This window comes from Acidovorax sp. LjRoot38 (assembly GCF_964252975.1).
Classification (GTDB): Bacteria; Pseudomonadota; Gammaproteobacteria; order Burkholderiales; family Burkholderiaceae_C; genus Acidovorax; species Acidovorax facilis.
This window is the reverse complement of the sequence record NZ_CAXUPT020000001.1, coordinates 88,493-112,205: the sequence shown is the minus strand read 5'-3', so window position 1 is coordinate 112,205 and position 23,713 is coordinate 88,493. Positions and strand designations below refer to the sequence as shown.

The window sequence follows — 23,713 nt, the reverse complement described above, 5'->3', positions numbered from 1 at the left end:
TGCGGGTTCAGATCAGTGCAGGTCCGCCGCCATGGATTCGGCGCGGATCTCTTCGGTGAGGCGCGCCTTGAGGTCCATGAACTCGGGGCTGGTCTTGATCGTGTAATGGCGCGGGTGGGGCAGGTCCACCGCCAGCTCGGTCTTGATGCGGCCGGGCCGGGCGCTGAACACGGCCACGCGGTTGGCCATGAAGATGGCTTCGTCGATGTCGTGGGTGACGAAGAGCACCGTCTTGCGCTCGGCCTCCCAGATGCCCAGCAGCAGCTCTTGCATGAGCACGCGGGTCTGGTTGTCGAGCGCACCGAAGGGCTCGTCCATCAGCAAGATCTTGGGGTCGTTGGCCAGCGCGCGCGCAATGGCGGTGCGCTGCTGCATGCCACCCGACAGCTGCTTGGGAAAGTGCTGCTCGAAGCCACGCAGACCCACCTTGGCGATGAAGTACGCGGCGCGTTCCTTTTGCTGTGCCTCGGGCATGCCGCGTTCGCGCAGACCAAAGCGGATGTTCTGCTCGATGGTGAGCCAGGGGAACAGCGTGTAGCTCTGGAAGACCATGCCGCGCTCGGCGCCGGGGCCTTCGACCGGCGCGCCATCCAGCAGAACGCGGCCGCTGGTGGCATGGTCCAGCCCCGCGACGATCCGCAGCAACGTGGACTTGCCGCAGCCCGAGGGACCGAGGATGGTCACAAAGTCGTTGTCCCGCACTTCAAAGTCCACCGGTTGCAGCGCCTGCGTGCGCTGGCCCTTGGCAGTCTCGAAAACGCGCGAGACGGCTTGAATGGAAACAGAGCTCATCGCACGAAACTCCAGGCAAACAGCCGGTGGTTGAGGGCCTTGAAGGCGAAGTCGGACACCAGCCCGATAAGGCCGATGACGATGATGCCAAAGATGATCTGGCCGGTGTTGAGCAGCGACTGGCTGTCGGTGATCATGTGGCCGATGCCGCTCGACGATCCGATCAACTCGGCCACGATCACATACGTCCAGGCCCAGCCCAGTACCAGGCGCAGGGTTTCCGCAATGTCGGGGGCAGCACCGGGGATGAGCACCCGCGTGACGATGCCCTTGTGGCCCGCACCCAGGGTGTAGGCAGCCTCCACCAGGTCGCGCCGCGCGCCGCCTACGGTCACGGCCACCATCAGCGTGATCTGGAAGACCGAGCCGATGAAGATGACGAGGATCTTCTGCGCCTCGCCAATGCCCGCCCACAGGATCAGCAGCGGGATGAAGGCCGAGGCCGGCAGATAGCGGCAGAACGAAATGAAGGGCTCAAAGAACGCCTCGATGCCCTTGTAAGCACCCATGGCAATGCCCAGCGGCACGGCGATGACTGCGGCCAGGATGAAGCCGCCGAACACACGCCACACCGTCATGCCGATGTCCTTGTGAAAGCCGTACTCTGCAAACAGCAGCCAGCCCTCCTTGGCCATCGTGACGGGGCTGGCCAAAAACGTGGGCGACACGTAGCCGCCCAGCGTGAAAAACGCCCACACCAGCACAAACAACACAAAAAAACCAAAGCCCAGCAACCAACGGGCGCGGGCACTCACAGGCTCCAGTGGAGCCAGTGAACGCCGCCGCACAGGGGCTTTTGGCGCGGTAACGGACAGGGGTTGCACGGCAGACATGGCGCGTTCTTCTTCCAGTTTCTTACTTGATGAAGCTCGCGTCGAAGGTGACCGCCAGGTCTTCATTCGCCTTGCGAATGATGCCGGCCTCCAGCAGGATGGCCGTGGCGTCCTTCATAAAAGCCTGCAGTTCGCCCGCAAAGAACTTCTGGTTGGCAGCCTTGTCCTGCCAGCGCAGGAAGGACGACGACTTGGCGAACTGCTCGCCCGTCTGCTTGACCGCAGCGCCCATGATCTCGTTGGACTTGGTCGGGTCGGCCTTGATCATGTCGAGCGCCTGGAAGTACGAGTTGGCGAGCGCCTGCGCGGCCTTGCCGTTGGCCTTGAGCCAGGTGGGGTCGCAGCCCACGGTGTCCATCACCATGGGGTAGTCGAGCGTGGTGGCCAAAATCTTGCCCGAGGCGGGGTTGTCGCGCACGGTGGACAGGTAGGGCTCATACGTCATGGCGGCGTCGTTCTGGCCCGCCACGAAGGCCTGCGCGGCCGCCTGGGGCGACAGCGTGGTGGTCTTCACGTCCTTGAGGCTCATGCCGTTCTTGCTCAGCATCCAGGCCAGGCCGAAGTAAGGCGCGGTGCCGGGCGCATCCACGCCGATGGTCTTGCCTTTGAGATCTGCAAAGCTCTTGATATCGCCACGCACCGCAATGCCGTCGGCGCCGTAGGACTTGTCCATCTGGAAGATCTGCACGATGGGCACGCCGTTGGCGTTCCAGGCCACATGCGTCTCGACCGTAGTGGCAGCGCACTGGATGGACTTGGAGGCCAGGGCCAGGTGGCGGTCCTTCTGCGGGATCATCTTGATCTCCACATCAAGGCCGTTCTTCTTGAAGATGCCGGCCTTGTCGGCGAGGGTGAGCGGCGCAAAGCCCGTCCAGCCGGACATGCCCAGCACAATCTTGGTGTCCTGCGCCTGGGCCGGTGCGGCCAGTGCCATCACGCATGCCATTGCCGCTGCCAGCGACGTCCATTTCGCAACCGATCGAGTCATCATCTGCTCCTGTGTGAAGAAAGTTCGTTGGCCCACCCAGCCGGGACGCCTGCGTGCCGGTTGCCATGATGACAGCCGGAGCATACCTGTATATACAGGGTAAACGCTAGGCCCTCACCATGTGCGGAGGTAGTGCCAGGGTTTAGCAAGATCGGGGCCAGCTGATCTGGCTTGGCGGCTTGGGTCTCCATGGGCCTGGCAATTTCACTATTAAAATAATAGCTATTAGCGCTTACCCATAAAGCGCTAGCAGCCATTTCAGGCATTATTTTGACACCTACCGCAAAGCACAGGGCTGCCAGGGCGGGTTGGAGCAGCACCCGTTGCGCCATCTCGATGCAGGCCACAAGCGCACCACCCGTGTGCGCCAGATATCGGCGTGGACTGCGCCGCGCTCAGCCTGGCGCGCCAGCAGTTGCCTGTGCCGCACCGTCAGGACACGGCAAGCGCGCCGTGACTCTCAGGCCCGGTTCCGCATTGCGCACCAGCAGGGTGCCGCCGTGGGCCTGCGTGACCAGGCGGCACAGATACAGCCCCAGCCCTACCCCCCCTGTGGTGCGCTGGCGCGCCGTGTCGGGGCGGTAGAACGCCTGGGCCAGATGCGGCAGATGCGCAGGCGGCACGCCGGGGCCGTGGTCCCGCACTTCGATCTCCACCACGCCTTCGTTCATTCGCAGTTCGATCTGCGGCGGCTGGGCTGCGGGGTCGTTGTGGCGCAGGCTGTTGTCCAGCAGATTGCGCATCAGCAGGCGCACACGGGACCGGTCGAGCATGCAGGTGGGCAAAGTGCCGGGCACCAGCAGCGTGATCGCTGTTGCCCCAGGGTGGCGCACTTCCAGTTCCGCCACCACCTCACGCGCCAGCTCGGCCAGGTCAGTGGGCTCGCGGTGCAGGGCCGCATGACGCCCGGCCAGGCGCTCGCTTTCGAGCAAGTCGGTAATGAGCCGTGCCATTTCACCCAGGTCGCGCATCAGGGCTGCGCGCTGGGCAAGCACATCGGGCGATTCGGGCAACAGCTCGGTGTTCAAGCGCGCCCGTGTGAGGGGGCTGCGCAGCTCGTGGCTCATGGCCAGCAGCAGCGCCCGCTTGGCCTCCAGCATCTGGTGGATGTCTTCGCCCATGGTGTTGATGGTGCCCGCCAGCTGTCCCAGCTCATCGGGCCGGTGCGCGTGGCGCACCGGAATAGGTTCGCCAAAGTCGCCATTGCCAAAGCGCCGCGCACCATGCCGGATGTCGTCCAGGGGCCGCAACAGGTGGCGCACATACACAAAGGCCAGCGCTGTGAGCAACAGCAACACCGTGAGCGTGCCCCAGGCGATGCGCGGGCGCTTGTCCCACGACAGCGCGTTCAGCCCGAATTCGATGTGGTGGCCATCGGCCGTGGTGCGCTGCAGAAGGCGGTAGCCGGTGTCATCGCGGCTCCAGTGGTCCTGGCGCTGGACCTTGTCACTCATCCAGTCCGGGCGCGGCCGATCGGGGTGCGAATCCCAGTGGATCTGCGGCCCGTCGATGCGCAGCGTCACCGGAAGCCGGTCGGCAATGGCCTGTGCCCGCTCGATGCTGGGCGGGCTGCCAATCTCAGCCGTGAGGCGGTCCACATAGTCCATCAGCAGCGGACGTGCGGCCTCCTTCCAGCCCAGGGCGACCACCTTCTGCATGCCACCCATGAAGACCACGGCCACGGTCACGGCCAGTGCCATGAACACCAGCACCAGGCGGATGCGCAGCGAATACCCGACGGCATCGCGCGCACGTCGGTGCCATGGGCAGGCGGGATCGTGCCCGAGCTGTGAATCGGAGTGCTTCATGGCCAGGTCGATGCCGAAGAAGGGGCGCCAGGCGGAGCACTGGTCACCCTGCGCAGTGCCAGCGAATAGCCTGCGTTGCGCAGCGTCTTGATGCAGTCCAGCGGCTCCAGCTTCTTGCGCAGGCGGCTGACCACAATATCGACCGCGCGCGTGTACAGCTCGGCCTCATGCCCGCGCAGCTGGTTGAGGATGTCGTCGCGGCTGAACACCTTGCCAGGCTCCCGGGCCAACAGGTGCAGCAGGTCGAATTCGGTGCCCGTCAGCTCCAACGCCACCCCCTGGCGCAATACGCTGCGGCGGGCTGCATCAATGCTCAGGCCTTCAAACTCCAACGTGGCACCCGCCCCGTTCCCGGGCGCGCTGGCCCGGCGGCGGCGCAGCACGGTCTGCAGCCGAGCCACCAATTCACGCGGCTCAAAGGGCTTGGGCAGGTAGTCATCGGCTCCCAGCTCCAGCCCCACCACCCGGTCCATCACCTCGCCCCGGGCGGTCAGCATCACGATGGGCAGATCGCCCTGCTTGCGAATGGTGCGGCACAGCTCAAACCCGTCCATTTCGGGCAGCATTACATCCAGGATGGCGGCATCAAATCCGCCTGTCGCCAGCTGGGCGAGCCCGTCGCTCGGTTTGAGGGCATGGATCAACTCCAGCTCGAACCGTTGGAAGTAGGTGGCCAGTGGCGGGCCCAGCTGTGCGTCGTCGTCAATAAGCAGGATGCGGTGCATGCGCAATTCTCACACCGTCAGGCATCCGCTCCGTGGGCGGGCCCCCGAGCGCTGTCCACCACACGCAATGCGCGGTGTCGCACGATGAGTTTGCGCAGGCGGCCCTGGGCGCCGGAATGCAGCGTGTCAAAGTGGTCGGCGGCGGCCAGCAGCGCCGGCAGGGTCTGCGCTGCGGCTGCAGGCTGGCGAGCGACCAAGCCCAGCGCATGTTCGCGGTCAAAACGCGGCCCCCAGACCAGCGACATCAACTCGTCGTGGGGGTCGGGCATGCCCGCCAGCAGCGCAGGCCCATGTTTGCGCACGCCCTGTGCCAGGCGGTGGATGGGTTCCAGCGTAGGAGACATGTGAACGCCCCCCGCCATCAGCCGCGCGCCATCCAGCCCTTGCGCCTCTGCATCATCTCGCGCACTTTCTGCTGCTGGTCGGGGTTCAGGCTGTCGTAGAAATCGGCCAGTGCGCTGATGACTTCGGGGCTGTTGGCCTGGACCGCGCGGGTTTTCTCATCCAGCAAGGTCTGCGCCCGCGCGCGGTCAAACTTGGCGCCCGCCACAATGGCCTGCATTTCGGTGCGCGGGTCCGCAGTCTTGCCGATGAAAGCTGCCCGCTGGGCTTCCATCTTGTCGGCCAGCACATTGAGCTTGAGCTTTTGCGCCTCGTTCAGGTCCAGCTTGCTGCTGACGCGCTCCACCACTTTGCCACGCACCTCGGTCATCTTCTCGGGGCTCATCGGGCCGCGGTGATGGTGGCTGCTGGAGCAGGCCGTCAAGCCGCCCACGGCAATGGAGGCGCCGAAGATGCCCATCAGGGTTTTCTTGATCCAGGGTTTCATGGTGCAGTCCTTTCATGGACGGTGTTGAACATGACCCTGATGGTGCCGACAGACCCAGTCGATGGGGTCTCGACGCAGTTTCGGTTTATTTCATTTTGTTTCACCCCCGTGCTATGCCACCCACCAGCCTGCAACATAGCTGCGAGTGCCCTTAACGGACCACGGCGGAAAGCACAACAAGGCGATTTGCCAACTCGGCAGCCTCAGTCCGCATCCGGTCGAGTGGTATGGTGCCGACGCTCCAGCCGCCATACCAGATATGGAAGGAAATCACCCCCGCGAAGCCTTGGCCCAAGCCATACGCCTCTATCGCCTCCTTGATGCCGGGGTGCAAGGTCGGAACACCGACCAGAATTTTTCCGTCGAACACCCTTGCCAGATACTGCTGGGCACCTTCCGGGCGGATGTGCAGTGTCAGCACCGACATCGCTTTGCTCCGCAACCACCCATTTGCAGGCGAAAAGTCATCAGCCCATCGCCTGCGGCTCTTGACAGTCCAGATCTGCAAACTGCAACTCCCGCTCCAGGCCGTGACTATCGCTGCGGCACAGAGGCAGGTTGTCGGTTTGCTGGCGTTGCAAGAGCCTGTCTGCGGGCTGGCCCATCTGCAGAGAGGGAGCCTCTGGGCAAGCTTCCAGGTGGTGAGAAAGCGTGGGATCGTAGGACAACATACTTACTCCTCAGGCCGCTCCGATGAAGGCCGGTAAAAAGATTGGCACATGCCCATGCACGAGCGCATGTCAGAGCCCAGAGAACACGGATGTGGGACAGCGCATACACGTCAAGTGCGGAATACCAAGAGGCCGGCTTTGCAAGTGCCCTTGTCCGGAAGAGGACTACGCCGCCTTTTTCAGCAAAGGAGACTCCCCCATTCCGAGCGCATCGCCTTCACCGGCCAGCAGACCAATGCAGTCCAGTGCTGTCGGGGAATCACACGGCTGTGCATACACACGCAATGCGATGTCCTGCGCTGCCGGGGAAAAGTACAGCCAGAGGTTGTCGTTCGCCTTGTCGTAGCAAGAAAAAAGTGCCCTGCCAGAACCAGGAGGACACATCAAGAACTTCGACATGAACATCTGCTGGATTCGCAAGGCAGGCTCAAAGGCCTCATCGTCGTTGCCAAGCGCCAATTTGTACCAACTGCTCATATGCACCTTTCGTCTGGCCGTGCCAGCAATACAGATGCTTCATCGTATTTTTGGCCTGCGACTATGGCCCTTCTGGTGCAGCGCAACACTCTGTAGGACGATTTCTCCCGGTGCCCAGAGCTTTTCCAGGAATCCCCCCACCAGGGCCCTCAGTCGTAGGAAGACTCAAGATCGCAATGCGATTCCCGGTGGTGTGTCTTGACGCTGGCTCCACAGGCTCGCAGGGTCGCACAACCGAGGCCAGTGACATACAGCACCTGCGCTTTCTGATGGGGTGAATCGACGGGCGGAAGCTGCACCTCCACCATTCCAGCCGCTCGCAGGATGCGCAGCTTGTCGATGTTGACGACATCCGATTCAATCAGGGGAAGCGCGTCGCGCTCCAGCGCCCTCAAGTACTCCATTGGCATGGTGGCCTCCGGCGTGAACGAGCGTGCATTGTGCGGCGTGAGCCCCTGAGGCTCAAGAATTGATACACGAAGCTACAACCTCGCGATCTAATCAAGCTGCGTCGTCCAGTGACAACCTGCGCCGCTTGGCGATACGGTCCGTAGACCCAAAACCCATCTTCACAACGCTGCGATTGCGATGCATGGAACAAGGGGCACTGCAGCCAAGAGCGGCGAACAAAACCTAGCGCAGCGGCCCGGGCTAAGCGTTCCTTCGCAGGCAGTACAAGCCGTACAACAAGACGGGCGGCCGCCAGGGGAGTTTTGTTCGTCGCGCTAAAACCTTCAAACCCTGCTGACACGTCGGAGGCCCGTGTAAACCGGACATATTTCACGATTTACTGACCCGCCCATCGCACACCAATCGGAACCGGACTTAGGATGCACCTACCGTCAAATCTGGCGGTTCGCCCCTCCCCTGTGCGAGTGATGCAATGATTTAGCCCGCCTCGTGCGGGCTATTTTTTTCGAACCTCGCGGCTCTCGCCGCAGGCAAACAGCCCCTGCCGACCAATCTATCGCACTCAATTGCCAATATTTCCCAGGGCATCGACGGTCAGCACACCAACCCCTGGGAGGCAAACAAGGATCTTTCGGTGCAGCAGTTTCTGGAAAGAGTCTTGGAATGCATGGATGCAATAGCCCCCGAAGGAAACGCGGGAACAACTAGGCGCAGTCGGTGATTTTTCAGGTTTGTTCCCCCATCCGTTCCCCGGTTTAGCTGTGGCTACCAGCGAACTACGGCGCATGTCCATGCACCGTAAGTACCTGTTTTACCAATGAAAAAGGGCGTTCGCTGGAAATCAGCGAACGCCCTTGGACGTTATGGTGGTGGAGCTGGCGGGAATTGAACCCGCGTCCGCAAGCCTTCATCGGGCAGATCTACATGTTTAGCGATCTGATTTGAGTCTCGCCGCCTGTGTCGCGCAGTCGCACGCTACACAGGCCGCCAGCACCCTATTTTCTCGCTCCAACCCAAGGTACCCGGATCAGAGCCAGCCCATGTAATTATCCTTGCAGCCGGGAGGCACTGATTGCTCAGAACCCCCTTGCCCAGCCCATCGGCCAACTGTTGCAAGGCTCACTGGCAATTAAGCAGCGAGTGCGAAACGTTCGTCGTTTGCAGTTAGTTTTTTAAATCGAGATTTACGAGCGTGACTCAAGCTCGACATGCACCACACCGATTCCGAACCCACGTCGAAACCAGGACAGCCCCAGACCCTCTATTTTAGGTGCGTACAAGCAATTGCAAGAGCTCGACCGGAGATTTAATTGCAGCATGGGCGCCCCACTCCGCCGGATTGGTCTTGGCCCCCAGGTATCCGTAGGTTGCTGCGACAGTTCCCATGCCCGCAGCGAGGCCTGCAAGAATGTCGCGCTCATCGTCCCCCACATAGATGCACTGCCCCGGCTCCAGTTTCAAGCGCGACGCCGCTTCGAGCAAAGGGGCTGGATGGGGTTTTGCATGGGGAGTGGTATCTCCGCTGATCACCGCTCCTGCGGTCGCAAACAGTGGAATGGCACGGGTCAGAGGGTCCGTAAAGCGGGTCGCCTTGTTGGTCACCACGCCCCATGCCAAATTGCGGCGGAGGATCTGGGATACCAGCTCCGGCACCCCCTCAAAAATGCTGGTGCGTTCTGTCATGCACGACTCATAGTTCACGAAGAACTCCTCGCGCATGGTCAGAAAGTCGGGATGGTCAGGCGCCATGCCAAATGCCTCGCCCAACATGCCACGGGCGCCAGCACCGGCCATCGGACGATAGCGCTCCAGCGGCAGGGAGGGCAAACCACGGTCCGTGCGCATCTTGTCGGCAGCAGCGCCTAAGTCAGGGGCACTGTCAATCAGTGTTCCATCCAGGTCAAACAGCACCGCGCGGATATTCTGAAACATTGGCTGGGCCTCAGGCTGCGCGCCGCGTGGCAAACAGGTAGTTCACACTGGTGTCGCTGCTCAACCAGTAACGTTGCGTAAGGGGGTTGTACTCCAGGCCTCGGGTGGTCTGCACGTCAAGGCCCGCACTGCGGCAGCTGGCGGCCAGTTCGCTGGGTCGAATCATCTTGGCGTATTCATGCGTTCCACGGGGCAGCATGTTTAATACATATTCAGCGCCCACAATGGCCAGCATGAAAGCCTTGGCACTTCGGTGTATGGTCGAAAAGAACACCCATCCGCCCGGTTTCACGAGCTCAGAGCAGGCTCGCACAACCGATGCAGGATCAGGCACATGCTCAAGCATTTCCATGCAGGTCACCACGTCAAAGCTGGCGGGTTGCTCTTTGGCGAGCGCCTCCACACTGACTTCCCGATACTGGATGTTGGTGGTCTCGGCCTCCAGCGCGTGCAACTGGGCCACACGCAGCGCCTTGGAAGCCAGGTCAATACCCAACACGTCCGCGCCTCTCCGGGCCATGGAATCGGCCAAAATACCGCCGCCACAGCCAACATCCAGTACACGCTTGCCTGACAGGCTGCACTGCGCATTGATCCAGTCGAGCCGCAAAGGATTAATCTGGTGCAAGGGGCGAAATTCACTTTCGGGATCCCACCAGCGATGGGCCAATTCCGAAAACTTGGCCAGTTCGGCCGGATCTGCATTGACGATTTCACTCATGCACTGATTCTCCACGACGAAAGGCAATGGACAAAAAACCCCAGACGCAAAAAAGCCCCGATAACGGGGCTTTTTTGGGAAGCAATCCGAGGATTACTTGGAAGCGCGGGTACCGACCACTTCGATTTCCACGCGACGGTTCTTCGCACGGCCTTCGGCAGTCTTGTTGTCAGCCACGGGTTGCTTTTCGCCCTTGCCTTCGGTGTAGACGCGGTTCTTTTCGATGCCCTTGGACACCAAGTAAGCCTTCACGGCTTCGGAACGACGCACCGACAGCTTCTGGTTGTAAGCATCGGAGCCCACGGAGTCGGTATGACCCACGGCAATGATCACTTCCAGGTTGATGCCCTTGACCTTGGAGACCAGGTCATCCAGCTTGGCCTTGCCTTCTGGCTTCAGCACCGACTTGTCGAAGTCGAAGAATGCGTCAGCAGCGTAGGTCACCTTGGTGGCCACAGCAGGAGCTGGAGCGGCAGGAGCTGGAGCGGCGGCAGCAGGAGCTGGGGCAGCAGCAGGAGCGGCAGCAGCAGGAGCTGGAGCGGCGATAGCGCCATCGCAGCCAGGAGCAGCCGTTGCAGGCGTCCAGTTGGCATTGCGCCAGCAGTATTCATTGGTGCCGTTCTTCCAGACGATGCCAGAAGCGTTTCTCCAGTTGTCAACGGTTTGTGCGCCAGCGGCGGTTGCGAGCGCTGCAGAGGCAAACAACATCGCCACTTTGTTCAGTTTCTTCATGGTTCTCCTCTTGGGGAAAAAGCCGCAGCCGCGCTGCGAATCAGGACGCTTGGAGTGACCATCACCCAAAGCGTTCAAACGATTGTGCCATACGTAACAGGGCAAAAGCGGGGGCACCCGCCTGGGGCCCGTAGGACAAAACCGGAATTGCTTCGATATGTTGCGCGGTCGCTACACGGTCTTACCTCTAAAATGGTTCTCCTTCGCCGCCACCGCAGTCCCCAATGACCCAGTTTGCCAAAGAAACCCTGCCGATCAGCCTCGAAGAAGAGATGCGGCGCAGTTACCTTGATTACGCGATGAGCGTGATCGTGGGCCGGGCCCTGCCCGACGCGCGCGACGGCTTGAAGCCAGTGCACCGCCGCGTGCTTTTTGCGATGCACGAGCTCAACAACGATTGGAACAGGCCTTATAAAAAGTCGGCCCGTATCGTAGGCGACGTGATTGGTAAATACCACCCGCACGGTGATTCCGCTGTATACGACACCATCGTGCGGATGGCACAGGATTTTTCGCTGCGCCATATGCTGGTGGACGGCCAAGGAAATTTCGGATCGGTGGATGGCGATAACGCCGCAGCGATGCGGTATACCGAAATCCGCCTGGCCAAAATCGCGCATGAAATGCTGGGCGATATCGATAAGGAAACCGTCGATTTCGGCCCCAACTACGACGGCAGCGAAAAGGAACCGCTGGTATTGCCCAGCAAGCTCCCGAATCTGCTGGTCAACGGTTCGGCCGGTATTGCCGTGGGCATGGCCACCAATATCCCGCCCCACAACCTCAATGAAGTGGTCGATGGCTGCCTGCACATGCTGCGCAACCCCGATGCCACAGTTGATGAGCTGATGGAGATCATTCCCGCGCCCGACTTCCCCACGGCCGGCATCATCTATGGCATCAACGGCGTCAAAGACGGTTACCGCACGGGGCGCGGGCGTGTGATCATGCGCGCCAAGTGCCATTTTGAGGACATCGACCGGGGCCAGCGCCAGGCCATCATCGTCGATGAGCTGCCCTACCAGGTCAATAAAAAGACGCTGCAGGAGCGCATGGCCGAGCTGGTGCACGAGAAGAAGATCGAAGGCATCAGCCACATCCAGGACGAGTCTGACAAGTCGGGCATGCGCTTGGTGATTGAACTCAAGCGCGGCGAAGTGCCCGAGGTAGTGCTCAACAACCTGTACAAGCAGACGCAGCTGCAGGACACGTTCGGCATGAACATGGTGGCGTTGATCGACGGCCAGCCCCGCCTGTGCAACCTGCGCGACCTGATCAGCGTCTTTTTGCAGCACCGCCGTGAAGTGGTCACCCGCCGCACAGTGTTCGAGCTGCGCAAGGCGCGCGACCGTGGCCACGTGCTCGAAGGCCTGGCCGTGGCGCTGGCCAACATCGACGACTTCATCGCCATCATCCGCAACGCACCCACCCCGCCGGTGGCCAAGGCCGAGCTGATGGCCCGCCCCTGGGACAGCAAGCTGGTGCGCGAGATGCTCACCCGCACGCGTGCCGACGGTGGCGTGATCAATGCTGACGACTATCGCCCCGACGGCCTCGAAAAAGAATTCGGCATGGGCCAGGACGGCCTGTACCGCCTGTCGGAAACGCAGGCCCAGGAAATCCTGCAGATGCGCCTGCAGCGCTTGACCGGCCTGGAGCAAGACAAGATCGTGGCCGAGTACAAGGAGGTCATGGCGGTCATCGAAGACCTGCTGGACATCCTGGCCAAGCCCGAGCGCGTCTCCACCATCATTGGCGACGAACTCACCTCCATCAAGACCGAGTTCGGCCAGCACAAGCTGGGTGCTCGCCGCAGCATCGTCGAGTACAGCGCGCAGGACCTCTCCACCGAGGACCTGATCACCCCCACCGACATGGTGGTGACGCTCAGCCACACTGGCTACATCAAGAGCCAGCCCCTGTCCGAATACCGTGCCCAGAAGCGCGGCGGACGCGGCAAGCAGGCCACGGCGACCAAGGAAGACGACTGGATCGACCAGCTCTTCATCGCCAACACGCACGACTACATCCTGTGCTTCTCCAACCGAGGCCGCCTGTACTGGCTCAAGGTCTGGGAAGTGCCCGCCGGCTCGCGCGGATCGCGTGGCCGCCCCATCGTGAACATGTTCCCGCTGCAAGACGGCGAAAAAATCAACGTCGTGTTGCCACTGACCGGCGACATGCGCACTTTCCCGGCCGACCGCTATGTGTTCATGGGCACCAGCATGGGTACCGTGAAGAAAACGGCGCTGGATGAATTCAGCAACCCGCGCAAGGGCGGCATCATCGCCGTCAACCTGGATGATGGCGACTACCTGATCGGCGCCGCCCTCACCGATGGCAAACACGACGTGATGCTGTTCAGTGATGGCGGCAAGGCCGTGCGTTTCGACGAAAACGACGTGCGCCCACTGGGCCGTGCGGCACGTGGCGTACGCGGCATGATGCTGGAAGACGGCCAGAGCGTGATCGCCATGCTGGTCGCCGAGGACGAAACCCAGAGCGTGCTCACCGCCACCGAAAACGGCTATGGCAAGCGCACCAGCATCACCGAATACACCCGCCACGGCCGGGGCACCAAGGGCATGATCGCCATCCAGCAAAGCGAGCGCAATGGCAAGGTGGTGGCCGCCACGCTGGTGCATGCTGACGACGAGATCATGCTGATCACCGACAAGGGCGTGCTGGTGCGCACCCGCGTCTCCGAGATCCGCGAACTGGGCCGCGCCACGCAGGGTGTCACGCTGATCGCATTGGACGAAGGCTCCAAGCTCAGCGGGCTGCAACGTATTGTTGAAAACGATGCCAATGTGGCTGAGGGCGAAATCGAAGGCAACGCCAACGACGGAAACCCGCCAGCCGCCGAAACCCCGGAACCACCAGACGCTTGAGTCAGACCAGCGGGTGCTGCCCCGACGGCGCAGCACCCATTGCGCTATTAAAACTGAAGCTGCTAGCGCTTATTTGATAAGCGCCAGCAGCCTTTTTGACCAAAAAAATGAAACGCCCATATAACTTCTCGGCCGGCCCAGCCGCCATACCCACCGAAGTCCTGGAGCAGGCCGCCGCCGAGATGCTGGACTGGCATGGCAGCGGCATGGGCGTGATGGAAATGAGCCATCGGGGCAAAGAGTTCCTGTCCATCTACGAACAGGCGGAAGCCGATCTGCGCGAGCTTCTGGCCGTGCCCGCCAACTTCAAGATCCTGTTCATGCAAGGCGGTGGCCTGGCCGAGAACGCGATCGTCCCGCTCAATCTCTCACGGGCCGGTGTGGTTGATTTTGTGGTGACTGGCAGCTGGAGCCAAAAGTCGCAGAAGGAAGCGCGCAAATACGCATCCGAAGTGAACATCGTGGCCTCCTCCGAAGACACCGGCTTCACCACCGTGCCCGACCCGGCCTCCTGGACGGTGAGCCGGGGCGCGAGCTATTTGCACATCTGCAGCAACGAAACCATCAATGGCACCGAGTTCCACGAGTTGCCCGACCTGAAGGCGCTGGGCAGCGATGCACCGCTGATCATTGACTTCTCTTCCCATGTCGCATCGCGGCCGGTGGACTGGTCACGTGTCGGACTTGCCTTTGGCGGTGCGCAGAAGAACCTCGGGCCTGCGGGCCTCACGCTGGTGATCGTGCGCGAGGACCTGCTGGGCCACGCCCTGCCCGCCTGCCCCAGCGCGTTTGACTACCGCGTGGTGGCAGAAAACCAATCCATGTTCAACACCCCCCCCACCTGGGGCATCTACGTTGCAGGCCTGACCTTCCAGTGGCTCAAGCGCCAGACCGAAGGGGCCTTGAGCGGTGTGGCAGCCATGGAGCAGCGCAACATGGCCAAGGCGGATCTTCTCTACAAAGCCATCGACAGCTCGCAGTTGTATGTAAACAAGGTGGCTGCCAACTGCCGCTCGCGCATGAACATCCCGTTCTTCCTGCGCGACGAAAGCCGCAACGAAGCCTTCCTGGTCGGCGCCAAGGAGCGCGGACTGCTGCAGCTCAAGGGCCACAAGTCCGTGGGCGGCATGCGCGCCAGCATCTACAACGCCATGCCCCTGGCGGGCGTGCAGGCGCTGGTGGACTACATGCGAGAATTTGAACAAAAACACGCCTGAGCGGACTACGGCCCACCCACGTTTTCGCGACAGCGCACCGAAATTTTCCCATCCATGAACACTCCGCAAGCCTCACCCGACCTCGCCAGCCTGCGCGTGCAGATCGACAGCATCGACCAGCAACTGCTCACGCTGCTGAACCAACGGGCGCTCGTGGCCGAACAGGTGGGTGAAGTCAAGAAGCGCGAAGGCACGCCCTTTTTCCGACCCGACCGTGTAGCCCAGGTCATCGACAAGATCACCCATGCCAACCCTGGGCCGCTCAAGGGTGCGCACGTCGCTGCCATCTGGCGCGAGATCATGTCCGCCTGCCTTGCGCTCGAATCGCCCCAGCGTGTGGCCGTGCTCGGCCCCGAGGGCACGTTCTGCGAGCAGGCAGCGATCGAGTTCTTTGGCGGCGCGGCCGACCTGATGTACTGCGCCAACTTCGACGAAGTGTTCCACGCCACAGCCGCTGGCAGCGCGCAGTACGGCGTCGTGGGCGTGGAGAACTCTACCGAAGGCGTGGTCACCCGCTCGCTCGACCTCTTCCTGCACACCCCCACCCACGTGGTGGGCGAAGTCAGCCTGCTCGTGCGCCACAACCTGCTGCGCACCAGCAACTCACTGGATGGCATTGAGGTGGTACTGGCCCATCCGCAAGCGCTCGCACAATGCCAGGCATGGCTGTCCAAGCACCTGCCGCATGCCGAGCGCCGCCCGGTGTCCAGCAATGCCGAAGGCGCACGCCTGGCCACCACCAACCCTGCCTGGGCGGCACTCTCCAGCGAACGCGCAGCCACTCAGTTCGGCTTGCACATCGTCTCCCACGCCATTCAGGACGACGCCTACAACCGCACCCGCTTCGCCATCATCTGCCTGCCGCACACGCTGCAGACGCCACCGCCCTCGGGCAAGGACTGCACCAGCCTTGTGGTGTCGGTGCCCAACCGCCCTGGCGCCGTGCACGACCTGCTGGTGCCACTCAAGACGCACGGTGTGTCCATGACGCGATTCGAATCGCGCCCCGCCCGCACCGGCCAGTGGGAGTATTACTTCTACATCGATCTCGACGGCCATCCTGCCCAGCCCCATGTGGCCAGGGCGCTGGAAGAACTGCGCAGCCTGTGCGCGTTCTACAAGGTCCTGGGCACCTACCCTGTCTCGTCATAAGGAGCCGTCGCCATGTTCGAACAACTGGGACTGATCGGCTGCGGGCTCATGGGAGGCTCATTCGCCCTGGCCATGAAGAAGGCCGGCCTGGTCAAACGCGTGGTGGGTTACAGCAAATCACCTTCCACCACCGACCGCGCCCGTCAGCTGGGTGTGATCGATGTCGAGGCGCCGTCCGCCTTGCTGGCCGTTGCTGGCGCTGACATTGTGCTGGTGGCCGTGCCCGTGGCCGCCACCGAAGCCACGCTCAAGGCCATCAAGCACCTGGTCACCCCCCAGATGCTGATCATGGACGTGGGCTCGACCAAGGCCGATGTGGTGCAGGCCGCACGCCGCGCCTTGCGCGATCAGGTGGGCTCGTTTGTGCCCGCACATCCCATCACCGGGCGCGAAGTGTCGGGCGTGGAACACGCCGAGGCCGACCTCTACAGCGGGCGCCAGGTGATCCTGACGCCCACCGAACGCACCTTCACCGCGCAGCTGCAAAAAGCCCAGGACATCTGGACGGCCCTGGGCAGCCGTGTGACCAGCATGTCGCCCGAGTCGCACGATGCGGCGTTTGCAGCTGTCAGTCACCTGCCCCATGTGCTCGCCTTTGCGATGATGAACAGCATCACGGGCCAGGACACCGGAGACGACTTCCTATCGCTGGCGGGCCCGGGGTTCCGGGACTTCACGCGCATCGCGGCCAGTGATCCCAAGGTGTGGCGCGACATCCTGCTGTCCAACCGCGACGAGCTGATCGCCCAGTCCAAGCTGTTCCAGCAGGCACTGCACACCATCGAGCAGGCCATGCAAAAGGGCGATGCCCAGGCGCTGGAAGACATGCTGACGCTGGCCAGCGAGACCCGGGCGCATTGGCGCATGGGTGCGAAGAGAAAATAACCCCCTGAGTCGCCTGCGGCGCCTTCCCCCAAGGGGGACGCACCCAGTGGCCTGGCAAAGCCAGTTCCACGGGTGCACTGGGATGGGCCTGCGCCAGTAATGACGGGCGCTTGGACCAATGGACGAAAGATACCGATGTACAGCACCGCATTTATTGACCTGCCCCCCTTGCAAGCCGCTGCAGGTGAAGTCCACCTGCCGGGCTCCAAGAGCATCTCCAACCGGGTGCTGCTGCTGGCGGCGCTGAGCAATGGCACCACCACCGTGCACGACCTGCTGGCGTCCGACGACACCCGCGTCATGCTCGACGGGCTGCGCCAGATTGGCTGCACCGTGGACGAGGCGGGCAGCACCGTGCACATCACGGGCCTGGGCGGCCGCGCACCGCAGTCGCCGGCCAAGCTCTTCATGGGCAATGCTGGCACTGCCATGCGCCCGCTGACGGCCGCACTGGCCTTGCTGGGCGGTGAATTCGAGCTGTCGGGCGTCCCGCGCATGCACGAGCGCCCTATTGGCGACCTGGTGGATGCACTGCGCCAGCTGGGTTGCCAGATCGACTACCTGGGGAACGACGGCTACCCGCCGCTGCGCATCGCCCACGCCAATGGCGTCCCTGCGCTGGCACTGGCAGAGCCAATCCGCGTGCGCGGCGATGTGTCCAGCCAGTTCCTGACCGCTCTGCTCATGGCATTGCCACTGGCGGCTGGCACCCAGAACATCGTGATCGATGTGGTGGGGGAATTGATCTCCAAGCCCTACATCGCCATCACCCTCCAGCTTCTGGCGCGCTTCGGCATCGTGGTCGAGCACCAGAACTGGCAGCGGTTCACGATTGCGGCGGGCAGCCGCTACCAGTCGCCCGACACCATCCACGTCGAGGCCGACGCATCATCTGCTAGCTATTTCATAGCGCTTGGCGCAATCACATCAAGCGCTGGCGGCCAGAATGGCATCAAAATTCAAGGCGTGGGCCTCGATTCGATCCAGGGCGACATCCGCTTTGTCGATGCCGCCCGCGCCATGGGTGCCGTGGTCACCGGTGGCCCCAACTGGCTGCACATCCAGCGGGGTGAACCGGGCCAGGGCTGGCCGCTCAAGGCCATTGACCTGGACTGCAACCACATCCCCGATGCCGCCATGACGCTGGCCGTGATGGCGCTGTATGCCGAGGGCACCACCACGCTGCGCAACATCGCCAGCTGGCGCGTGAAGGAAACCGACCGCATCGCCGCCATGGCCAACGAACTGCGCAAGCTCGGCGCCACGGTGGAAGAAGGGGCGGACTTCATCCGCGTCACGCCACCTGCCCAAGCCCAAGACTGGAAAGCGGCCAGCATTCACACCTACGACGACCACCGCGTGGCGATGTGCTTCTCGCTGGCGGCGTTCAACCCAGCGGGCCTGCCCGTGCGCATTGAAGACCCCAAATGCGTGGCGAAGACCTTCCCGGATTACTTTGAAGCCCTGTTCTCGGTGGCAAGCACTGCCACTGGCCACATCCCGGTGATCTGCATCGACGGCCCCACCGCCTCGGGCAAGGGCACCGTGGCGGCTGCGGTCGCGCAGCGCCTGGGCTACCGGTTCCTGGACTCTGGGGCGATGTACCGCATCACGGCCCTCGCCGCCCTGCGCGCTGGCCTGGCCATCAGCCCCGAGCACGAGGCCCGCATTGCCGCCTTGGCGCAGACGCTGCCCGTGCGTTTCGAAGGGGGCCGGGTGTGGCTGGGCAGCGACGATGTAACGGAAGCCATCCGCACCGAAGAGGCCGGCATGAACGCATCCCGCGTCTCTGCCCTGCCCGCCGTGCGGGGGTCGCTCGTGGATCTGCAACACAGCTTCCAGCGTCTGCCGGGGCTGGTCGCCGACGGCCGGGACATGGGCACGGTGATCTTCCCCGAGGCCCCTTTGAAGGTCTATTTGACGGCCAGCGCTGCCTGCCGCGCCGAGCGCCGTTATAAACAGTTGATTTCAAAGGGTTTTTCGGCTAGTATCGCAGACCTCCGCGCAGATCTGGAAGCGCGCGACGCCCGGGACAGCACCCGCAGCGTTGCACCTCTCAAGCCCGCGCAGGACGCTCTGGTCCTGGACAACTCCGATTTGACGATTGAACAAGCCGTTGAAAAGGTGCTGGCCTGGTGGCAAGAGCGTCAACCTTTCGCAGGGTCTGCGCAGGGTTGAAACGTGTGGCGCCTTTTTTAGAACGGGCTCCACAGGCAATGCTGAAAGGCCTTGCCACAGGCCCACGCAACTCCTCTCGCGCGCCAGCGCACAGGTTGTGTGGATCGATAACCTAACCCGCGGTTCTACCGCAAAAAACCACCGCAAGCAGCTATAAAAACAGTAGCAATGGTGCTACTGGAATCCTGTTTGTGGCAAGGAAACACATGTCCGAATCTTTTGCCGCCCTTTTTGAAGAATCTCTGCAGCGCACGGAAATGCGCCCAGGCGAAGTCATCACCGCTGAAGTCGTGCGCGTTGAGCACAACTTCGTGGTCGTGAACGCTGGCCTCAAGTCCGAAGCCTACGTACCGCTGGAAGAGTTCAAGAACGACAAGGGCGAAGTCGAAGTCCAAGTGGGTGACTTCGTGTCGGTGGCCATTGGCTCCATCGAAAACGGCTACGGCGACACCATCCTGTCGCGCGACACCGCCAAGCGTCTCGCTTCGTGGATGAGCCTGGAAAAGGCCCTCGAATCCGGCGAATTCGTCACTGGCACGACCAGCGGCAAGGTCAAGGGCGGTCTGACCGTTCTGGTCAACGGCATCCGCGCATTCCTGCCCGGTTCGCTGATCGATACCCGTCCGATCAAGGATCTGACGCCGTACGAAAACAAGACCATGGAATTCAAGGTCATCAAGCTGGACCGCAAGCGCAACAACGTGGTGCTGAGCCGCCGCGCTGTGGTGGAAGCCTCCATGGGCGAAGAGCGCGCAAAGCTGATGGAAACCCTGAAGGAAGGCTCCATCGTTCAAGGCGTGGTCAAGAACATCACCGAATACGGTGCGTTCGTGGACCTGGGCGGCATCGACGGCCTGCTGCACATCACCGACATGGCATGGCGCCGCGTGCGTCACCCCTCCGAAGTGGTGACGGCTGGCCAGGAAATCACGGCCAAGATCCTGAAGTTCGACACCGAAAAGAACCGCGTGTCCCTGGGTCTGAAGCAAATGGGCGACGACCCATGGATGGGCGTGAACCGCCGCTACCCACAAGGTACCCGCCTGTTCGGCAAGATCACGAACATTGCCGACTACGGCGCGTTCGTCGAACTCGAACCCGGCATCGAAGGCCTGGTGCACGTGTCTGAAATGGACTGGACCAACAAGAACATCGCTCCCGCCAAGCTGGTTTCGCTGGGCGACGAAGTCGAAGTCATGGTCCTCGAAATCGACGAAGACAAGCGCCGTATCAGCCTGGGCATGAAGCAGTGCAAGGCCAACCCATGGCAAGAATTCGCACAGGACACGAAGCGCGGCGACCGCGTGAAGGGTCCTATCAAGTCGATCACCGACTTCGGCGTGTTCGTGGGCCTGGCTGCCGGCATCGACGGCCTGGTTCACCTGTCTGACCTGTCGTGGAACGAAGCTGGCGAAGCCGCAGTTCGTAACTACAAGAAGGGCCAGGAAGTGGAAGCCATCGTGCTGGCCGTGGACGTGGACCGCGAACGCATCTCGCTGGGCATCAAGCAGCTCGACGGCGACCCATTCACGACCTTCGTGACGGTGAACGACAAGGGCCAGACGGTGACCGGCAAGGTCAAGACCGTGGACGCCCGTGGCGCTGAAATCGACCTCGGCGAAGACATCGTGGGTTACCTGCGCGCTTCGGAAATCTCCCGCGACCGCGTGGAAGATGCCCGCAACGTGCTCAAGGAAGGCGACGAAGTCACGGCCGTGGTGGTCAACGTGGATCGCAAGACCCGCAACATTCAGCTGTCGATCAAGCAAAAGGACATGGCTGACGAACAAGGCGCCATGGCCAACCTGAGCCAACAGTCCAGCCGCGAAAGCGCCGGCACGACCAGCCTGGGCGCCCTGCTGCGCGCCAAGCTGGACAACTCGGAAAAGTAAAGCGCTGACCCGTTGAGGAGCCTCAGCGCACATTGCGCGGTAAGCTCCTTGTACGGTCAGACAGCGGGCGCCTCGGCGCCCGCTCTTTTTTCAGCAAAGACCTGCCCACCCGCAGCCTGCCCATGCCCCAAGATTCCATGACCCGCTCAGACCTCGTTGAAGAACTGGCCGCGCGCTTTGGTCAGCTCACCCATCGAGATGCCGAATACGCCGTCAAGACCATCCTGGACGCCGTGGGCGAGGCCCTGGTGCGTGGGCACCGCATCGAGATCCGGGGCTTTGGCAGCTTCTCGGTAAACCACCGCCCACCCCGCATGGGACGCAATCCGCGCAGCGGCGAGGCCGTGGCCATCCCTGAAAAACGGGTGCCCCATTTCAAGCCTGGCAAGGCCCTGCGTGAAGCCGTGGACAAGCGCACCGCCGAGATGGAAGAAAACTCGGGTGCCGCCAGCAGCACAACCGTTCAAAAATAATAGCTGCTCGCGCTTTACAGATAAGCGCTAGAGGCCTATTTGACTTGAATTCTTATCCTGCAAGGGCCATACGGCCCAGCAGGCACAAGCTCTTAGAATCGCCCCACCACTGGGGAGACCGATGAAATACCTCCTGTGGCTGCTCAAGGCAGCCATTTTTTTTACGCTGTTTGCCTTCGCGCTGAACAACCAGCAGGACGCCACCGTGCACTTCTTCTTTGGCACGCAATGGCGCGCGCCGTTGGTGCTGGTGGTGTTGACCGCATTTTCAGCGGGCCTGGCCGTGGGAGTGCTGGGCATGGTGCCGCGCTGGTGGAGGCACCGCACCGCAGCGCGACGCGCCCATGCAGCGGTGGCAGCGCCTACGCCCGTGGCATCCTCCGCAGCAGCGGGCTCCATGCCCCCTGCCCCGCCACCACCGCCCGACCTGCCTTCAGCCCATGGAATTTGACCTGACCTGGATCCTGCTGGGTCTGCCCGTGGCCTTTGTGCTGGGTTGGCTGGCTTCGCGTTTTGACCTGCGCCAACTGCGTGCAGAAAACCGCCGCGCGCCCAAGGCCTACTTCAAGGGCCTGAACTTCCTGCTCAACGAGCAGCAGGACCAGGCCATCGACGCCTTCATCGAGGCCGTGCAGAACGACCCCGACACCTCCGAACTGCACTTTGCGCTGGGCAACCTGTTCCGCCGCCGGGGCGAATACGACCGCGCCGTGCGCGTGCACGAGCACCTGCTCTCGCGCGGCGACCTTTCCCGCACCGACCGCGACCGTGCCCAGCACGCGCTGGCGCTCGACTTCCTCAAGGCCGGGCTGCTCGACCGCGCGGAAGACGCACTGCACCGCCTGGAAGGCACGCCCTTCGAGGCCCAGGCCCGCTTGGCCCTGCTGGCCATCTACGAGCGCTCGCGCGACTGGCCGCACGCCGCCACCATTGCCCGCAAGATGCACGACGCCGACCAGGGCGATTTCAGCACCCGGCAGGCACATTACCTGTGCGAACAGGCACTGGCCCTGATTGCGCAGGGCGACCTGCCCGCCGCCCAGGCGCTGCTGGAACAGGCGGTGGCCGCCGCCCCCGAGGCAGCGCGCGCGCGCATCGAACTGGCACGGCTGCAGCGCCTCATGGGCCAACCCGCCGCCGTGCTGGCCACGCTCAAGACGCTGGGTGAACGCAACCCTGCGGCCTTGCCTCTGGCCGCCCCACTGATGGTCGAAGCCGCCACAGCCAGCGGGCGCACCGCCGAGGTCCATGGCCTGCTGCAGGCCCACTATGAACAGGCACCCTCGCTCGACGTGCTGGAGAGCATCGTGGCCATGGAGGCCGCTGACGCCACCACCAGCGGTTCCGCCCGGCAGCGCTATGTGGAGCATCTGGACAAGGAACGCTCGCTGGTGGCCGCCGCCAAATGGCTGGCCACCGAAAAGCTGGAGCACGAGGAGTTCCACCCCCAGGTCCAGCGGGCGCTGGAGCATGCAGTGAAACCCCTCACACGCTACCGCTGCGCGGCCTGCGGCTTTGAGGCGCGCCAGCATTTCTGGCAATGCCCCGGCTGCCAGACCTGGGACAGCTACCCCGCGCGCCGCGTCGAAGAACTCTGACCCGCCATTCCAGCCCTCCACGCCAAGGACACCCGCCACCATGCTGAAGACACTGCTGACCCTGATCGCCACTTTGCTGCTGGCCACCACCGCCGCCTTCGCCGCCGTGGACGTGAACACCGCCACCGAAGCCGAACTCGACGGCATCAAGGGCATCGGGCCCGGCCTGTCGGGCCGCATCCTGGAAGAACGCAAGAGCGCCCCCTTCAAGGACTGGGCCGACTTCATTGGCCGCGTGGGTGGCGTGGGCAACAAAAGCGCCGTGAACTTCTCCAAGGAGGGCCTGACCGTCAACGGCAAGAAGTACAGCGCAGCGGCCGCCGCCAAGGCGGAAGCCAAGAGCAAACAGAAAGAGAAAGAAAAAACCGCCAGCCACGAGGGCACCGAACGCAAGGCCCGCAGCAGCGCAGACAAGACCGCCGCAGCACCAGCCACACCACCAACAGCGGCACCTGCAGCCCCCGCCCCTGCCGCTACCCCAGCAGCCAGCGCTAGCAAAAACTAAGCA

24 protein-coding genes and 1 other RNA gene are annotated in these 23,713 nt (G+C 62.7%); 10 read left to right on the top strand and 15 right to left on the bottom strand.

Features of this window, described 5'->3' with window-relative positions:
• Positions 1 to 12: 12 nt before the first annotated feature.
• The 15 genes from ACSQ22_RS00540 to ompA all read right to left on the bottom strand — a co-directional run bounded on the left by ACSQ22_RS00540 (position 13) and on the right by ompA (position 10,919).
• Positions 13 to 792: an ABC transporter ATP-binding protein gene (locus tag ACSQ22_RS00540; RefSeq protein ID WP_063460541.1), complete on the bottom strand. Its 780-nt coding sequence runs from the start codon at positions 790 to 792 to the stop codon at positions 13 to 15.
• A complete protein-coding gene (locus tag ACSQ22_RS00535; protein WP_121506125.1) occupies positions 789 to 1,625 on the bottom strand; it encodes an ABC transporter permease in 837 nt (278 codons plus the stop codon). Before ACSQ22_RS00535 ends, ACSQ22_RS00540 begins: the two co-directional genes overlap by 4 nt.
• 22 nt (positions 1,626 to 1,647) lie before the next feature.
• Positions 1,648 to 2,613, bottom strand: a complete 966-nt coding sequence (locus ACSQ22_RS00530) for an ABC transporter substrate-binding protein (protein WP_436129083.1) — start codon at positions 2,611 to 2,613, stop codon at positions 1,648 to 1,650.
• A gap of 395 nt (positions 2,614 to 3,008) precedes the next feature.
• The gene (locus tag ACSQ22_RS00525) at positions 3,009 to 4,421 is read right to left on the bottom strand and encodes a HAMP domain-containing sensor histidine kinase (RefSeq protein WP_436129082.1); all 1,413 of its coding nucleotides are present in this window, start codon (positions 4,419 to 4,421) and stop codon (positions 3,009 to 3,011) included.
• Positions 4,418 to 5,146 carry a response regulator transcription factor gene (locus ACSQ22_RS00520; protein ID WP_436129081.1) on the bottom strand — a complete coding sequence of 243 codons (729 nt, stop codon included), beginning with the start codon at positions 5,144 to 5,146 and terminating at the stop codon, positions 4,418 to 4,420. Before ACSQ22_RS00520 ends, ACSQ22_RS00525 begins: the two co-directional genes overlap by 4 nt.
• A gap of 17 nt (positions 5,147 to 5,163) precedes the next feature.
• Positions 5,164 to 5,490 (bottom strand): hypothetical protein, encoded by a 327-nt coding sequence (locus ACSQ22_RS00515; RefSeq protein WP_055394234.1) that lies wholly within the window; start codon positions 5,488 to 5,490, stop codon positions 5,164 to 5,166.
• 17 nt (positions 5,491 to 5,507) lie between these two features.
• On the bottom strand, positions 5,508 to 5,975 hold the full coding sequence (locus ACSQ22_RS00510; RefSeq protein WP_055394104.1) for a Spy/CpxP family protein refolding chaperone: 468 nt from the start codon (positions 5,973 to 5,975) through the stop codon (positions 5,508 to 5,510).
• A 151-nt stretch (positions 5,976 to 6,126) separates the two neighbouring features.
• Positions 6,127 to 6,402: a hypothetical protein gene (locus tag ACSQ22_RS00505; RefSeq protein ID WP_436129080.1), complete on the bottom strand. Its 276-nt coding sequence runs from the start codon at positions 6,400 to 6,402 to the stop codon at positions 6,127 to 6,129.
• Positions 6,403 to 6,442: 40 nt separating this feature from the next.
• Positions 6,443 to 6,646 (bottom strand): hypothetical protein, encoded by a 204-nt coding sequence (locus ACSQ22_RS00500; protein WP_436129079.1) that lies wholly within the window; start codon positions 6,644 to 6,646, stop codon positions 6,443 to 6,445.
• A gap of 165 nt (positions 6,647 to 6,811) precedes the next feature.
• Complete coding sequence (locus ACSQ22_RS00495; protein ID WP_055394110.1) at positions 6,812 to 7,123, bottom strand: hypothetical protein; 312 nt, start codon at positions 7,121 to 7,123, stop codon at positions 6,812 to 6,814.
• Between the two features lie 149 nt (positions 7,124 to 7,272).
• A complete protein-coding gene (locus tag ACSQ22_RS00490) occupies positions 7,273 to 7,533 on the bottom strand; it encodes a hypothetical protein (protein ID WP_121506122.1) in 261 nt (86 codons plus the stop codon).
• Positions 7,534 to 8,401: 868 nt separating this feature from the next.
• Positions 8,402 to 8,788: a transfer-messenger RNA gene (ssrA, locus tag ACSQ22_RS00485) on the bottom strand.
• A 12-nt stretch (positions 8,789 to 8,800) separates the two neighbouring features.
• Positions 8,801 to 9,466, bottom strand: a complete 666-nt coding sequence (locus tag ACSQ22_RS00480) for an HAD-IA family hydrolase (RefSeq protein ID WP_176886246.1) — start codon at positions 9,464 to 9,466, stop codon at positions 8,801 to 8,803.
• A gap of 10 nt (positions 9,467 to 9,476) precedes the next feature.
• Entirely contained in the window at positions 9,477 to 10,187 is a 711-nt protein-coding gene (gene ubiG / locus ACSQ22_RS00475; RefSeq protein WP_436129078.1) for a bifunctional 2-polyprenyl-6-hydroxyphenol methylase/3-demethylubiquinol 3-O-methyltransferase UbiG, read from the bottom strand.
• Between the two features lie 93 nt (positions 10,188 to 10,280).
• Entirely contained in the window at positions 10,281 to 10,919 is a 639-nt protein-coding gene (gene ompA, locus ACSQ22_RS00470) for an outer membrane protein OmpA (RefSeq protein ID WP_121506111.1), read from the bottom strand.
• 224 nt (positions 10,920 to 11,143) lie between these two features.
• Between ompA and gyrA the strand changes: the two genes are divergently transcribed.
• The 10 genes from gyrA to ACSQ22_RS00420 all read left to right on the top strand — a co-directional run bounded on the left by gyrA (position 11,144) and on the right by ACSQ22_RS00420 (position 23,710).
• A complete protein-coding gene (gene gyrA / locus ACSQ22_RS00465; RefSeq protein ID WP_121420409.1) occupies positions 11,144 to 13,810 on the top strand; it encodes a DNA gyrase subunit A in 2,667 nt (888 codons plus the stop codon).
• Between the two features lie 107 nt (positions 13,811 to 13,917).
• Positions 13,918 to 15,027 carry a 3-phosphoserine/phosphohydroxythreonine transaminase gene (serC, locus tag ACSQ22_RS00460; protein WP_121506109.1) on the top strand — a complete coding sequence of 370 codons (1,110 nt, stop codon included), beginning with the start codon at positions 13,918 to 13,920 and terminating at the stop codon, positions 15,025 to 15,027.
• A 54-nt stretch (positions 15,028 to 15,081) separates the two neighbouring features.
• Positions 15,082 to 16,179 carry a prephenate dehydratase gene (gene pheA / locus ACSQ22_RS00455; protein WP_218300002.1) on the top strand — a complete coding sequence of 366 codons (1,098 nt, stop codon included), beginning with the start codon at positions 15,082 to 15,084 and terminating at the stop codon, positions 16,177 to 16,179.
• Positions 16,180 to 16,191: 12 nt separating this feature from the next.
• Positions 16,192 to 17,064, top strand: coding sequence for a prephenate dehydrogenase (locus tag ACSQ22_RS00450; RefSeq protein ID WP_055402512.1), 873 nt, complete (start codon positions 16,192 to 16,194; stop codon positions 17,062 to 17,064).
• 135 nt (positions 17,065 to 17,199) lie between these two features.
• Positions 17,200 to 19,242: a bifunctional 3-phosphoshikimate 1-carboxyvinyltransferase/cytidylate kinase gene (locus ACSQ22_RS00445; protein ID WP_436129077.1), complete on the top strand. Its 2,043-nt coding sequence runs from the start codon at positions 17,200 to 17,202 to the stop codon at positions 19,240 to 19,242.
• A gap of 191 nt (positions 19,243 to 19,433) precedes the next feature.
• Positions 19,434 to 21,134, top strand: coding sequence for a 30S ribosomal protein S1 (gene rpsA, locus ACSQ22_RS00440; protein WP_304439398.1), 1,701 nt, complete (start codon positions 19,434 to 19,436; stop codon positions 21,132 to 21,134).
• Positions 21,135 to 21,256: 122 nt separating this feature from the next.
• On the top strand, positions 21,257 to 21,607 hold the full coding sequence (locus tag ACSQ22_RS00435) for an integration host factor subunit beta (protein ID WP_228898028.1): 351 nt from the start codon (positions 21,257 to 21,259) through the stop codon (positions 21,605 to 21,607).
• Between the two features lie 121 nt (positions 21,608 to 21,728).
• Positions 21,729 to 22,058: a LapA family protein gene (locus ACSQ22_RS00430; RefSeq protein ID WP_055402518.1), complete on the top strand. Its 330-nt coding sequence runs from the start codon at positions 21,729 to 21,731 to the stop codon at positions 22,056 to 22,058.
• Positions 22,048 to 23,205 carry a lipopolysaccharide assembly protein LapB gene (gene lapB, locus ACSQ22_RS00425; RefSeq protein WP_436129076.1) on the top strand — a complete coding sequence of 386 codons (1,158 nt, stop codon included), beginning with the start codon at positions 22,048 to 22,050 and terminating at the stop codon, positions 23,203 to 23,205. The genes ACSQ22_RS00430 and lapB overlap by 11 nt, the downstream gene beginning before the upstream one ends.
• Before the next feature lie 40 nt (positions 23,206 to 23,245).
• Positions 23,246 to 23,710, top strand: a complete 465-nt coding sequence (locus ACSQ22_RS00420) for a ComEA family DNA-binding protein (protein ID WP_436129075.1) — start codon at positions 23,246 to 23,248, stop codon at positions 23,708 to 23,710.
• Positions 23,711 to 23,713 lie beyond the last annotated feature (3 nt).